This is a genomic window from Georgenia sp. SYP-B2076 (assembly GCF_003991205.1).
Lineage (GTDB): Bacteria > Actinomycetota > Actinomycetes > Actinomycetales > Actinomycetaceae > Georgenia.
This window is the reverse complement of the sequence record NZ_RXOZ01000001.1, coordinates 1-12,591: the sequence shown is the minus strand read 5'-3', so window position 1 is coordinate 12,591 and position 12,591 is coordinate 1. Positions and strand designations below refer to the sequence as shown.

Below are 12,591 nucleotides of genomic sequence, written 5' to 3'. Positions count from 1 at the left end.
GGGAACGGCAGCCCTGGGCTCCCGTTCAGCCCTGACGCAGGGCGACGAGGTGCTCCGTCCGGACCGCGACGGCGTGGCGAGCGAACTCGGGGTGCCGGCCGAGGAAGGCGTGGATGTACGGGCACACGGGCACGATGGTCATTCCGGCTGCCACGGTGTCCTCCAGGGCGACGGTGGCGAGCCGCGAGCCCCAGCCCTGACCCCCGTACTCCTCGTCGACCACGGTGTGGAAGAAGATTCGCTGCCCGCCGGCGGCGCCGTCGAAGGGCAGGTAGTCGGCCTCCCCGATGACGCGACCCTCGTCGAGGAGCTCGAAGCGATGGGCGGCGGAGTTGTGGCGAATCGTGATCGTGGTGCTGGTGTCCATGGTTCTCCTCATCGAGATTGCACGGGCGCGCGGGGCGCGCGCTCCTGGGGCGGCTGGGATCGGGGGACGTCGTGGCCGCCGGATGGAACCGGTCCAGGTCAGCGGCGCGGTCGCACCGTGTGCCGGCTCAGGATGGACACCCGGTTGTAGGCGTTGATCGCGATGGCCGCCCAGGTGAGCGCCGAGTACTGCTCGTCGGTCAGCACCCGGCGCGCGCGGGCGAGCTCGGCGGTCCGGGCCTCCTCGCCGGGCAGGGTCGTGACGGTCTCCGCCACCGTGAGCGCGGCCTTCTCCTGCTCGGAGAAGAGCGAGGTGTCGCGCCAGGCCGCCAGGACGGCGAGTCGCTGAGGTGTCTCGCCGGCCTCCAGCGCCTGCCGCACGTGCTGGTCGAGGCAGTAGGCGCACCCGTTGATCTGGGAGGCCCGGACGTTCACGAGCTCGACGAGGGTGCGGGGGAGGCCCGCGGCGTCCGTGGCCGCGCGCACCTTGAGCGCGACGGCGTTGAGCGCCTTCCAGATGGCCGGGTCGGCCTTGTCGAGGTGGAGGTCGTCCGACGTCCCCATGGTGCTCCCCTGCTCGGTGCGGTGGTCCGGTCGATCTTGCCAGCCGCTCACCAGCAAGCTCGCGAACCCGGCGTCATCTGCGCGTTCCGGTGCACCGGCTCGACCGACTGAGGCGCCGTGTCCCGGAGCGCGCGGCGGCTCCGCCGGTCCCCGGCAATCAGGCGAGGTCCCGGCGCATGACCAGCCGGGGCATCTTGCTCGCCACCGCGTCGGTCGTCCCGACTACCCGGAACCCGGCCCTCTCGAACATCGCGCGCGTACCGACGAACGCCATCGTCGTGTCCATGCGACCGGCCGGGTCCACGGGGTGCGCCTCGACGGCCGGCGCTCCCCGTGACACGGCATAGGCGACCGCGCCCTCGATGAGCGGGCCCGTGACGCCCCTCCTGCGGTGGCCGCCCCGGACGACGACGCACACGACGGCCCACACCGGGACGTCGTCGACCGGGCGGATGAGCTTTGACCCGGCGAGCCGCGGGATCTCGGCGCGCGGGCCGATGTTGCACCAGCCGACGGGCACGCCGTCGAGGTACGTCACGACGCCGGGCGGGTTCTCCCGCGCGCACAGGGTGCGCATGGCCCGCTCGCGGTCGCCCCCGCCGAGCTCCTCGATGTCCTTGGGGCGGAGGCGGTGGGAGAGGCACCAGCAGTGGGTGGCGCGCCGGTTGGGGTTGATGACGTCGGCGAAGTCCTCGAAGCGCTCGGGGGTCACGGGATGCGTCTCCCAGCTCATGCCCCCACTGAACCACCGACCACCGACGTGGCGCACCCGTGGCGGAGGTGCGCCGCGCCACCCCCCGCGAGGAGGCCGCGCCGTGGTCACCCGGCCGCGAGGAGGCCGCGCCGTGGTCACCCGGCCGCGAGGAGGCCGCGCCGTGGTCACCCGGCCGCGAGGAGGCCGCGCCGTGGTCACCCGGCCGCGAGGAGGCTGCGCCGTCGCCCTAGGCTGCGACCTATGCGCAGGAACGGGCGGGGTCGGCTGCAGGTGGTGTGCGGCCCCATGTTCGCCGGTAAGTCCGAGGAGCTGGTGCGGCGGGTGCGCCGCGCGCAGCTCGCCGGGCTCGCCGTCGAGGTGGTCAACCACGCGCTCGACGAGCGGCACGGCGCGGGCCAGGTGGCCTCGCACTCGGGGCTGAGCGTGCCGTCCCGGACGGCGCCGGACGTCCGGTCGCTGGTGGAGCTGGCTCGGGGCCGCGGGCTGGACCTGCTGGCGATCGACGAGGCGCAGTTCTTCGGCGCGGAGCTCATCCCGGCGGTCGGCGAGCTCGTGCTCGCGGGCACGACCGTCGTCGTCGCCGGGCTGTGCGTGACGTTCGACGGCCGCCCGTTCGAGCCGCTGCCCTCGCTGATGGCGCTCGCGGAGGACGTGACCAAGCTGACGGCGGTGTGCGCCGTCTGCGGGGAGGACGCCGCGTTCCACCAGCGGACCCGCCGCGGCGACGGCGGCGACGCCCGCGCCCCGGCCGCCGAGCACGTCGGCGGGATCGAGGCCTACCAGGCCCGGTGCCGGCGCCACTTCGAGCCCCCTGCCTGACGGCGGCCCTGCAGCGACGCCGCCGCCTCGATGAGGATCCCGCGCAGCCAGGCCTTTAACACCTCGTCGGCGAGCCACGGGTTCCACACCATGTCGATGCCCAGGCTGGGGACGGGGAACGGGAACTCCTCGATCCGCAGGTCGAGGTAGCTGCTCATGACGGTGGTGATCCGGTATCGGTGCACCGCGACCCCGCCCGCGTCCGAGACCAGATGGGGGATCAGGAGGTTGTCCGAGACGCGGTCGCGCACCGTGTACGACACGTTCTGCTCGTCCAGCGCCTCGTACGGACGTGAGCGGCCGGGCTCGTCGAAGACGACGTGGGGCAGCGTCGCGAGCAGCTCGAGGGCGCTCGCGTCCCGGGGGGCGCCCGAGTTGGTGATCACGACCCACCGGTCGTCGTACAGGTGCTCACGCGGGTACGGCGACGCGGCCTCCTCGGAGAGCAGCAGCACGTCGGCCCGGTCGTCGGTGAACTGCGCGCTCGACCCCATGGTCGTGGTGCGCAGCCGCAGCGTGGCGTGCGGTGCGCGGTGCGCGATCAGCCGCGCGATGGCGCTGCCGATGACAAGCGCCTTGCTGGTCGTCATCGCCACGGTGATGTCCCGGCGGTCCACGGTGGGATCGAAGGGGGAGGGGCTCACGATCTGCGCGGCCTGGTTGAGGACGCGCCGCAGCGGCGGAACGAGCTCGACGGCGCGCGGCGTGAGGGTCATCCCGGCCCCGTTCCGGACGATGAGCTCGTCGCCGAGCAGGCGCCGCATGCGGCGCAGCGCGTGGCTCATGGCGGGCTGCGAGAGGCCGACCGTGGCCGCCGCCCGCGTCACCGAGCGTTCCTCGAGCAGGGCCAGGAGCGGCACCAGCAGGTTGAGGTTGACCGAGGCCAGCCTGGCGAGCTCGGCGTCCGGCGCGGCATCGTCCAGGGTGCTACCCATGGCGCGGGGGGAACGTGATGTGCAGCCGGCTGAGGGGCGTCCCCGCGTCGTACTGCCCGCCGAGGAGCAGGCGCCCGTGGCCGGTCAGCGACGCCGCGGCGGCGAGAAACGTGGCCCCGCCGGCGTCCACCTGCGGCTCCTCGACGGCGAGATCCGCGAACGGCAGCCACTTCCCCGGGTCCCGGGACCCGCGCTCCCGGACGAGCAGCGCCCCCGTCCCGTCGCTGAGGGTGACCCGTGGCTCGCGCAGCTCGACGTCGAGCATGCCCCAGTGCCCCGTGAGCCGGACGGCGCCGAGAAACGCGAGGTCGCCGTCGGGGGCGCCGAGGTGGTGGCCGCTCCCGAGGTCGCCGCTGCCCCCCTCGTCCCACGGGAAGAGGAAGCCGGCCCCGGATCGTGACGCGGGCGCGAGGGCCTCGACCGTCCCGTCGTCGAGCGCCTCGATGTAGGACAGCAGGCTGTCCTTGACCGCCCAGGTCAGTCCCGGCGTCGTCGCCACGTGCGCTCCCAAGCTGGTTGTCCACGGTTCCGGGGCCCCGGACCCGCGAGCACTCTCCTATCGGCGACGACGTGCGTCAAGCGAATCTCGCCGGGTCACCCACATTCGGGGGGTGCATGCTCAACGGCTGTCTCGTGCCGCCAAACCGGGGGGTATTCACCATCTGCATGAACTCCATGTCGAGGAGTTATTTGCCTGACACTGTGTCAAGCCACACACTTCTGTGTAAAGCAAGGTCGGCAATGCCGCCACCACGCCTACCTCAGCGGAGAGACACCATGAAGATCATCCTTGACCGCCCGCGCTGCGAGGGCCACGGCCTGTGTGAAGAGGCCGCCCCGCGGCTGATGCACCTGGACGACGACGGCGAGCTCGTCCTGGATGTCGAGGACGTCGAGGAGGCCTCGGACGTCGACGCCGCGAAGGCCGCCGTGCGGGTCTGCCCGGTCGCGGCGCTGAGGACGGCATGACGGCCCCCCGGCGCGTCGTCGTCGTCGGCAACGGTATCGCCGGTCTTACCGCGAGCGACTCCCTGCGGGCCGCCGGGTTCGACGGCGAGCTCACCGTCGTCGGCGACGAGCGCCACACCCCGTACAGCCGCCCGGCCCTGTCGAAGGCCGCGCTGCTCGACCTCGGCGAAGAGATGTCCTCCCACCACCTGCCCGAGCCGACCCACGGGGCCACCGAGATCCTCGGGGTGGGCGCGTCCCGCCTCGAGGCCGCCCGGAAGGCCGTGGTGCTCGACGACGGAACCGACCTGCCGTACGACTCCGTCGTCATCGCCACGGGCTCGCGGGCACGCCGCCTCGGCAGCGACGGTGCCGGCGCCCACGAGCTGACGCTGCGCAGCCTCGACGACGCCCTCGAGCTGCGGCGCCGGATCGCGACCAGGCCGTCGGTCGTCGTCGTCGGCGGCGGGGCGCTCGGGATGGAGATCGCCTCCGGGTGCCTGGCCGCGGGGTGCGAGGTCACCCTGGCGACGCCGGACCGCCCCCTCGTCCACCAGCTGGGGCCCTACCTGTCGGAGGTCTTCGCCGCCGCCGCCGTCGGGCGCGGGCTCACGATCGCGCCGTTCCAGGCGGTCGACGTCCGCGACGCGGGCGGGCATCCCGCGGTGGTGCTCGCCGACGGCTCGCTCCTCGAGGCCGAGCTCGTGGTCACCGCGATCGGCGACGTGCCGAACCTCGAGTGGCTCGCGACGAGCGGGCTCCTCACCGACGGTCGGCTCGAGGTCGACACCCGCGGGCGGGTCCGGCCCGACGTCGTGGCCGCGGGCGACGTGGCGACCTTCGCCACCGCGCGGGGCCCCCGCCGGGTCCCGCTGTGGACCAGCGCCATCGAGCAGAGCAAGATCGCCGCGCTCGCCCTGGTCCACGGGGACGACGCCCCGGAGCTGAACTTCCAGCAGTACTTCTGGACCGAGCAGTTCGGCCTCAACCTCAAGGCGTGCGGCTTCCTGCCGCTGGCCGGAACCCCCGAGCTCGTCGACGGCGACCCGTACGACGGCGCGGCGCTCCTGCGCTGGGCCCAGGAGGACGGGTCGGGCACCGCCGTCGCCATCAACTACCGGATCCCCGTCCCCAAGCTGCGCCGCCTGAGCGCCGCCGCGCCCGCCGTCGCCGCGTCCGCGGCCTGACCCCCCGATCCTCGACGACGCGCCCGCACGGCCCGACGATCCCCGACGACGCACCACCGACGGCGCGCCGTCGTCCCACCTTCACCCCCCTAGCCAACCCCCGAGGTGCCTGATGACCGTGGAAACCATCGCTACGTCCGACATTGACCTCTTCTCCGACGAGGTCCTGGCCGACCCGTACCCCTACTTCGCCCAGCTCCGCGAGCAGGCCTCCGTGGTCCGGCTCGAGAAGAACGGGGTCTGGGCGCTGACCCGCTACGACCAGATCCGGGACGCGCTGGCCAACTGGTCCGTGTTCTCCTCGAACGTGGTCGCCTTCAACGACGACATGAACCAGGCGCTCCAGGGGACGTCGCTGACGACCGACCCGCCGGAGCACACGGCGCTGCGCGCGGCCCTCACCGAGAACCTCACCCCGCGGGCGCTGCGCGGCATGAAGGCCGACATCGACGCGAAGGCCGACGCCATGGTCGCGCGGCTCGTCGAGCAGGGGTCCTTCGACGCGATCGACGACCTCGCCCGGGCGCTGCCGCTGCGAGTCGTCGCGGACCTCATCGGCGTGCAGGACGAGATCCGGGCCAAGATCCTGGGGTGGGGCGAGGCGGCGTTCAACGTGCTCGGCCCCATGAACCAGCGCACCATCGAGAGCTTCCCCATCGCGGGCGAGCTCTTCGAGTGGTCGCTGCAGGTCAAGGCATCGGACCTCACCGAGGGCAGCATGGGTCGCGCCATCTTCGAGGCGGGGGAGCGCGGCGATATCCCGCGCGACAGCTGCGGGCACATCATCCACCAGTACGTCGCGGCAGGAATGGACTCGACCATCGCGGCGATCGGTAACGCCATCGCCCAGTTCGCCGCCCACCCGGACCAGTTCGACCTCGTCCGCGAGGACCCGTCGCTGATCCCCTCCGCCTTCAACGAGGTGCTGCGCTACGAGTCCCCGGTCCACACCTTCGCCCGGCTGGTCAAGGAGGACGTCGTCGTCGACGGGACGCTGATCCCCGCCGGGGACCGGATCGCGATCCTGTACGGATCCGGCAACCGCGACCACCGCCACTACGAGGACCCCGACGCGTTCCAGGTCCGGCGCAACCCGATCGACCACCTCTCCTTCGGGTACGGCGTGCACGGCTGCGCCGGCCAGGGGCTGGCCCGCCTCGAGGCGTACGGCGTCATCGCCGCGCTCGCCCGCCGGGTGCGCCGGATCACCGTCGGGCAGGGGGAGCGGCACCAGAACAACATGATGATGGCCCTGGGCAGGCTCCCGGTGCTCGAGGTCGAGCTCGCCTGACGGCTGTCGGATCACCCGACGGGCGCAGCGTCGTCGGGTGTCGGCGGTGACCGTCGGAGTCTTGGATGCCCTCGGGATGGGTGACAAGAACGAGGCCCGCCCGCCCCGAACGGGGTGGGCGGGCCTGTCGGTTGGGTGCGCGGCGAGCGGTGTCAGGCCCGAGCGCCCACCCCGGCGGCCTCGCCGCCGACCGCGATGTTCTCGGCGGACCGCTCCGGGGCGCTGGGGAGCAGCTCGGCGGCGGCGGCCGCCGGGTCGGTGACGCGCAGGCGGCGGATGTAGCGCTCGTACCAGAGCAGTGCGGCGCCGAGGAAGATGACCACGCCGCCGACGTTGTAGACGAGCGTGAGCCACAGGGCCTGGCCCTCGGGGAAGGTCGCCGCCACGAAGCACACGGCGAACAGCGCCACCAGGAACACCGAGATGCCGAGCCCGAAGCGCCGGCTGCCCATGCGGAACGCACGGACGGCGTCGTCGTGGCGCAGCCGCAGCATGAGGTAGGCGATGAGGATGAGGGCCGGGGGCAGCAGCGCCGTCGCCGCGGTCATATTGATGACGATCTTGAGGAGGTTGTCGATCGAGCTGCCCGCGCCGATCGTCGGGATGACGAGCAGCGGCACGACGATGGCGAACTGCACCCAGGCCGCGCGGGCCGGGACGCCGGCCGAGTTCAGGGCCACGATCTTCGGGCCGAAGATGCCGGAGGGAATCTCGGAGAAGAACACCTTCACGGGGGCGGAGGTCCAGATGAGGAGGCCGCCCAGGGTGGCGGCGAGCATGATGACGCCGACGAGGCGGATCATCACCTCGCCCGAGAAGCCGAAGTGCTCGGCGGCGGCGGCCATGGTGACGAAGACCCCGTTGCCGTAGGAAACGGACTCCTTCTCGACGAAGACAGCCATGAGCCAGGTGCCGACGGAGTAGACGAGCCCGATGGCGATGCCGGCAATGACGATGGTGCGCACGAAGGCGCGGGTGCCGCCCTTGAGGTCGTTGAGGTAGACGCCGATGGACTCCGCGCCGCCCACGCCCTGGATGATCCAGGCCAGGGTGCCGAGGAATGCCCAGGTGGTCACGCCGGAGCTCGGGTCGAGGCGCATGCCGCCCACGGACAGGTCGTTGGCCGGCTGGATGCCCCCGAGGAGAGCCGCGACGGCGGCGACGATGAACAGCACCGCCATGCTGATCATCAGCGTGGACCCGAAGGACGTCACCGAGCCGATCCACCGGGCGCCGTGGGTGGAGACCCAGGTGGCGATGAGGAAGATCGTCACGGACAGCACTGCGATGACCCAGGGCTGGATCTCCACGCCCTCGCCCGTGATCATGTAACCGGCGTAGACGAGGATCAGCGGCAGCAGCGAGATGAAGTAGAAGAGGTTGACGAACCAGTAGCAGAAGGCCGAGAAGAACGCCCACCGGCCACCCAGGGACGACTTCACCCACTGGTACACGCCGGACTCCGAGTTCCGGTTGAGGCTGACGAACTCGGCGATGACCAGCGTGAACGGGATGAAGTAGACGAGGGTCGCGACGAAGAACGACGGCGCGGCCAGCGTCCCGATCGAGACGTAGTTGTTGATGACGTTTCGGAAGTTGAAGACGGCGGAGACGATCATCGTGAAGAGGATGAACGTCCCGATCGTCCGGCGGTTGCTCATGACGGGTTCCTTTGGTGGAGCGCACCGGCAACGGTGCCGGTGCGTTGATGGTGGGGACTACTTGTTGGCGAAGAACGCGCCCTCGACGGAGACGCGGAGGGTGACCACGCGGCCGTCGACGCGGACGTCGCGCAGCGCCTCGTCGATCTCGGCGACGAGCACCGCGCCGGCGGGCAGGGTGACCTCCTCGGCCGGGCCGGTGAAGTGCTGCCGGTCGGTCAGGTCGCTGTAGGCGTCGGTGGCGGTGAGCTCGGCCACCGGCGCCACGGCCACCCGAGCCTCGCCGTCGAGCACGTGGCGCACCGCCAGGTAGCGGCGGTGGCCGGTGAGCGCGGCGGCGTCGGGGCCGGTGACGACCCGGTAGGTGAGGGAGTCGCCGACCGAGTAGGTCACGTCTGTCGCGACGGCGTCCGCGTTGGCGATCGCCTCGAGGGTGCGGTCCCACTTCTTCGTGCCGCCGTGCGCGGCGCGGAACTGGGCGAGTGAGTCGTAGGTCAGCACGGGGCCACCTTCCGGGAGAGGTCGAAGCGGTCAAGCTGGGCGGGGTCGCAGTCCCCGGTGGCGATGGGCGCCATGGCGAAGGAGTACGAGAAGCCCTCGAAGCGCACCCGGTAGGAGTCCAGGACCTCGGAGCCCCACGAGTTCGAGCCGAGCCCGAGCACGCGGTGGTCGATGTTGACGGTCACCGCGTCCGGGTCCGCCGCGAGGTCGGTGCGGTGCGTCGCGGCGGTGATGGCCTCCGCGGAGTACGGCCAGGCGCTGAAGCTCAGCGGTGCCGCTGCCTGGACGAACAGCCCGCGGCCCTGCCGGTCAGTCAGGACGAACCAGCGGACGTCCTCGTGGTTGCCGGTGTCCTGCGGGACGACGTAGGGGAAGGCCATGTCGTCGACCGTGGCGGCGTACCGGCCGATCGTCGTCGACGCGCGGGAGTCCGGGTAGTTCTCGCCGGGACCACGGCCGTAGTAGGTGACGTGGCGCAGCTCGGGGTCGACACCGAGCTCGGCGCCGAGCACCGGGACGATGTCGCGGTAGTCGCCGTAGGGCTCGCCGGAGATCGTCACCTGGACCGTCCCGGCGGGGGTGATGACGTACCGGTACCGGCACCGCATGCCCAGGTCCAGGACCGGCGGGGCGAGGGTGGTGTCGGCCTCCACGACGACGGCGCCGTCCGTCGTCGTCACCCTCAGGTCGCGCAGGTGCTCCTGCATGATGTCGAGGTGCCGCGGCGCCCAGAGCTCGTCGTGCTCCTGCTGGTGGTTGTCGATGAGCGGCTTGTGCAGGTGCACCCGCAGCGGCCGGGCGACGAGCTCACGGCCGCCGCTGACCCAGCTGGCGAGCCGACCGGTGCGCTTGTCCACGGTCACCGCGCCGTCGTCGGTGGTGACCCGGACGGACCGGGTGTCCTCGTCCAGGGCGAGGGGCCGACGGCGGGGCTGCCAGGCGGGGCGGGGCCCGCGGGCTGCGAGGGGGAACTGGTAGACGGCGAGCTCGTGCCCGGCGGCGGACCAGGCGGTCGGCTCGGGCCGGACCACGCGGACCGTGCAGAACGCCTCGCCGGGCAGCGTCGGCACCTCGAAGGGGACCTCCGCGGACTCGCCGGGGCCGACGGGCGGCAGCGGGAGGGTGCACGCGGTGATGAGCTCACCCTCGACGGCGGTCTCGACGGTCACGGCCAGGCCGCCCAGGCCGGTGAAGTAGTAGGCGTTGGTGACCGTCAGCGCGCCGGGGCGCGGCATGGTCACCTTGACCGGGGCGATGACCTGCTTGTACTCGGCCAGGCCGGGGCTCGGCCGCTGCTCGGGCAGGATCATCCCGTCGATGCAGAAGTTCGCGTTGTTGGGGTAGTCGCCGAAGTCGCCGCCGTAGGCGTGAACCTCGCGGCCCTGCGCGTCGGTGGTGAGCAGGCCGTGGTCGCACCACTCCCAGATGAAGTGGCCCTGGATGGACTCCCACCGGTCGATGACCTGCTGGTACTCCGCGAGCCCGCCGGGGCCGTTGCCCATCGAGTGCCCGTACTCGCACAGGATCCGCGGCTTGGGGTGCGGGTGCTCGCCGAAGTCGTTCATCTGCGAGACCCGCGAGTACATGGTCGAGACGACGTCGACGACCGTGGCGTCGCGGTCCTCCTCGTAGTGGACCGGCCGGGTCGGGTCGAGCTCCTTGCACCGGTGGTACATCGCGGCGATGTTGCGGCCGTAGCCGGACTCGTTGCCCAGCGACCACATGATGATCGAGGGGTGGTTGCGCTGGGCGAGGACGTGGCGCTCGATGCGGTCGACGTAGGCGCGTTCCCAGGCCGGGTCGTCGGTGATCCGGGAGAGGTCGCCGACGTTGGCGAAGCCGTGCGACTCCAGGTCGGTCTCGGCGAGGACGAACAGGCCGTAGCGGTCGCACAGCTCGTAGAAGCGCGGGTCGTTGGGGTAGTGCGAGGTGCGTACGGCGTTGATGTTGTGCTGCTTCATCAGGACGATGTCGCGCTCAGCACGGTCCATCCCGACGGCGCGGCCGTCGTGGTCGTCATGGTCGTGACGGTTGACGCCGTGGAGGACGACGTAGCGGCCGTTGACCAGGAGGCGGCCGTCCCGGATGGTGACCTCGCGCACGCCCACGCGCTGGGGGACGACCTCGGTGACCTCCTCGCCGTCGTGCACGGTGAGGAGCAGGGTGTAGAGGTAGGGCTCCTCCGGGGTCCAGGGGCGCGGGCGCTCGAGGACGATCTGCGCGTGACCGGCCAGGGCGCCGGGCACCGACTCGAGCTCGCCGGCCGCCACCTCGGCGCCGGCCGCGTCGAGCAGGACGTACGTGACCTGCCCGGCGGTGCGGTCCAGGTCGACGCTCACCGTGGCGGCGGACAGGTCGTCGTCCGCGAAGGCCGTGCGGACGGTGAGGTCGCGGATCCGGGCCCGCGGACGGACGAGCAGGTAGACGTCGCGGAAGATGCCCGACGCCCACCACATGTCCTGGTCCTCGATGTAGCTGGCGTCGCTGAACTGCAGCACCTTCACGGCGAGGAGGTTCGCGCCGGGGCGGGCGTGCGCGGTCACGTCGAACTCCGCGGCCAGGCGGCTGCCCTTCGTCATGCCGACGCGAGCCCCGTTGAGGTAGACCTCCGCATAGGACTCCACGCCGTCGAACCGCAGGATGACCTGCCCCACGAGATCCGCCTCCGAGAGCGTGAGCATCCGCTGGTAGGCGCCGGTGGGGTTGGCCGAGACGGTGAACGGCGGGTCGATCGGGAACGGGTAGCCCTCGTCGGTGTACTGCAACCTGCCGTACCCGCGCGTCTGCCAGAGGGAGGGCACGTCGATGAGGTCCCAGTCCGTCTGCTCCTCACGCGCGAACGCGGTTGGGACGTCATCGGGGTGGTCGAAGAACCGGAAGCGCCACCGGCCGCTGAGCGGGACGAACTGGTGGCTCAGCCCGCGCTGCATCGTCTGCGCGGCGGCCGCGTCCTGGTAGCCGATGAAGTAGGCGCGAGCCGCCAGCCGGTTCTCCTCCAGGACGGTGAAGTCCTCCCACATCTTGGCCATCTCTCCTGCCTATCTCCGTGTGCACGGCTCTGTGCACCGCCCGGTCCTCGTGGCGGCGATGTCTCGCTGCTCTGCAGCAGTCCTCAAAGGTCGATCAAAAAAGCACAAACGCTTCGGATGGATCAACCAGAACCAATCATGCTGACCGCGCGCCCGGAGGTGAAGGACTTTGGTCCTCGGGTACAAGCCAATTGGTGTGGTGGCGCAATCTCGGGTTCGCCGGCTGATGTGCGGGGGCGCGTCCCTGCGCGTCGGCGCTTGTTCGATTCTGATCGAATTGGCACACTGTCCGATACCGGCGCTGGAGCCGACGGGCGGGCGGCGCTCCCACGGAGCCAGCCCGACGCACCCCGACAGCGGCGCCGCGGTCCCAACCCGCACCGACGAACGCGTACACGAGAGAGCCGAAGAGATGACAACCACCGACACCGTCCTCCCCACCATCCGTAAGACGGTCACGCGCCTGGCGGATGGGCGTGAGCTGATCTATTTCGATGACTCGGAGCCGTTTGTGTCGGGTGGGGCGACGCGGCGGTTGGATGATCCGCGGCCGTTGCCGGACCGGTTCGCGGACG

The 12,591-nt window shown here is 71.5% G+C and carries 12 protein-coding genes; 4 read left to right on the top strand and 8 right to left on the bottom strand.

Annotation, left to right across the window (positions count from 1 at the left end; genetic code table 11):
• Window positions 1–25 precede the first annotated feature (25 nt).
• The 3 genes from EJK16_RS00065 to EJK16_RS00055 all read right to left on the bottom strand — a co-directional run bounded on the left by EJK16_RS00065 (window position 26) and on the right by EJK16_RS00055 (window position 1,663).
• Entirely contained in the window at window positions 26–367 is a 342-nt protein-coding gene (locus EJK16_RS00065; protein WP_127125108.1) for a GNAT family N-acetyltransferase, read from the bottom strand.
• A 98-nt stretch (window positions 368–465) separates the two neighbouring features.
• The gene (locus EJK16_RS00060; protein WP_127125106.1) at window positions 466–930 is read right to left on the bottom strand and encodes a carboxymuconolactone decarboxylase family protein; all 465 of its coding nucleotides are present in this window, start codon (window positions 928–930) and stop codon (window positions 466–468) included.
• A 157-nt stretch (window positions 931–1,087) separates the two neighbouring features.
• Window positions 1,088–1,663, bottom strand: a complete 576-nt coding sequence (locus EJK16_RS00055) for a GNAT family N-acetyltransferase (protein WP_127125104.1) — start codon at window positions 1,661–1,663, stop codon at window positions 1,088–1,090.
• A 222-nt stretch (window positions 1,664–1,885) separates the two neighbouring features.
• Here EJK16_RS00055 and EJK16_RS00050 point away from each other — a divergent pair, with 222 nt between their 5' ends.
• On the top strand, window positions 1,886–2,464 hold the full coding sequence (locus tag EJK16_RS00050) for a thymidine kinase (RefSeq protein WP_127125102.1): 579 nt from the start codon (window positions 1,886–1,888) through the stop codon (window positions 2,462–2,464).
• Here the strand turns inward: EJK16_RS00050 and EJK16_RS00045 are convergent.
• Complete coding sequence (locus EJK16_RS00045) at window positions 2,422–3,399, bottom strand: LysR family transcriptional regulator (RefSeq protein ID WP_127125100.1); 978 nt, start codon at window positions 3,397–3,399, stop codon at window positions 2,422–2,424. The genes EJK16_RS00050 and EJK16_RS00045 overlap by 43 nt on opposite strands.
• Window positions 3,392–3,898 carry an HtaA domain-containing protein gene (locus tag EJK16_RS00040; RefSeq protein WP_164737150.1) on the bottom strand — a complete coding sequence of 169 codons (507 nt, stop codon included), beginning with the start codon at window positions 3,896–3,898 and terminating at the stop codon, window positions 3,392–3,394. The genes EJK16_RS00045 and EJK16_RS00040 overlap by 8 nt, the downstream gene beginning before the upstream one ends.
• Window positions 3,899–4,176: 278 nt before the next feature.
• Here EJK16_RS00040 and EJK16_RS00035 point away from each other — a divergent pair, with 278 nt between their 5' ends.
• The 3 genes from EJK16_RS00035 (at window position 4,177) to EJK16_RS00025 (ending at window position 6,825) form a co-directional block, all read left to right on the top strand.
• On the top strand, window positions 4,177–4,368 hold the full coding sequence (locus EJK16_RS00035) for a ferredoxin (protein WP_127125096.1): 192 nt from the start codon (window positions 4,177–4,179) through the stop codon (window positions 4,366–4,368).
• On the top strand, window positions 4,365–5,534 hold the full coding sequence (locus EJK16_RS00030) for an NAD(P)/FAD-dependent oxidoreductase (RefSeq protein ID WP_127125094.1): 1,170 nt from the start codon (window positions 4,365–4,367) through the stop codon (window positions 5,532–5,534). The genes EJK16_RS00035 and EJK16_RS00030 overlap by 4 nt, the downstream gene beginning before the upstream one ends.
• A 112-nt stretch (window positions 5,535–5,646) precedes the next feature.
• Window positions 5,647–6,825, top strand: coding sequence for a cytochrome P450 (locus EJK16_RS00025; protein ID WP_127125092.1), 1,179 nt, complete (start codon window positions 5,647–5,649; stop codon window positions 6,823–6,825).
• Between the two features lie 152 nt (window positions 6,826–6,977).
• Here the strand turns inward: EJK16_RS00025 and EJK16_RS00020 are convergent, their stop codons facing one another.
• The 3 genes from EJK16_RS00020 to ebgA are packed head-to-tail and all read right to left on the bottom strand — an operon-like array spanning window position 6,978 to window position 12,016.
• Complete coding sequence (locus EJK16_RS00020) at window positions 6,978–8,486, bottom strand: amino acid permease (RefSeq protein WP_127125090.1); 1,509 nt, start codon at window positions 8,484–8,486, stop codon at window positions 6,978–6,980.
• Window positions 8,487–8,543: 57 nt separating this feature from the next.
• Entirely contained in the window at window positions 8,544–8,987 is a 444-nt protein-coding gene (locus EJK16_RS00015) for a YhcH/YjgK/YiaL family protein (protein WP_127125088.1), read from the bottom strand.
• Window positions 8,981–12,016, bottom strand: coding sequence for a beta-galactosidase subunit alpha (gene ebgA, locus EJK16_RS00010; RefSeq protein ID WP_240645683.1), 3,036 nt, complete (start codon window positions 12,014–12,016; stop codon window positions 8,981–8,983). Before ebgA ends, EJK16_RS00015 begins: the two co-directional genes overlap by 7 nt.
• Window positions 12,017–12,591 lie beyond the last annotated feature (575 nt).

Bases quoted from the DNA above. Each gene is read 5' to 3' on its own strand.
- EJK16_RS00065 (WP_127125108.1), bottom strand. From the start codon at position 367: ATGGACACCAGCACCACGATCACGATTCGCCACAACTCCGCCGCCCAT.
- EJK16_RS00060 (WP_127125106.1), bottom strand. From the start codon at position 930: ATGGGGACGTCGGACGACCTCCACCTCGACAAGGCCGACCCGGCCATC.
- EJK16_RS00055 (WP_127125104.1), bottom strand. From the start codon at position 1,663: ATGAGCTGGGAGACGCATCCCGTGACCCCCGAGCGCTTCGAGGACTTC.
- EJK16_RS00050 (WP_127125102.1), top strand. From the start codon at position 1,886: ATGCGCAGGAACGGGCGGGGTCGGCTGCAGGTGGTGTGCGGCCCCATG.
- EJK16_RS00045 (WP_127125100.1), bottom strand. From the start codon at position 3,399: ATGGGTAGCACCCTGGACGATGCCGCGCCGGACGCCGAGCTCGCCAGG.
- EJK16_RS00035 (WP_127125096.1), top strand. From the start codon at position 4,177: ATGAAGATCATCCTTGACCGCCCGCGCTGCGAGGGCCACGGCCTGTGT.
- EJK16_RS00030 (WP_127125094.1), top strand. From the start codon at position 4,365: ATGACGGCCCCCCGGCGCGTCGTCGTCGTCGGCAACGGTATCGCCGGT.
- EJK16_RS00025 (WP_127125092.1), top strand. From the start codon at position 5,647: ATGACCGTGGAAACCATCGCTACGTCCGACATTGACCTCTTCTCCGAC.
- EJK16_RS00020 (WP_127125090.1), bottom strand. From the start codon at position 8,486: ATGAGCAACCGCCGGACGATCGGGACGTTCATCCTCTTCACGATGATC.
- ebgA (WP_240645683.1), bottom strand. From the start codon at position 12,016: ATGGCCAAGATGTGGGAGGACTTCACCGTCCTGGAGGAGAACCGGCTG.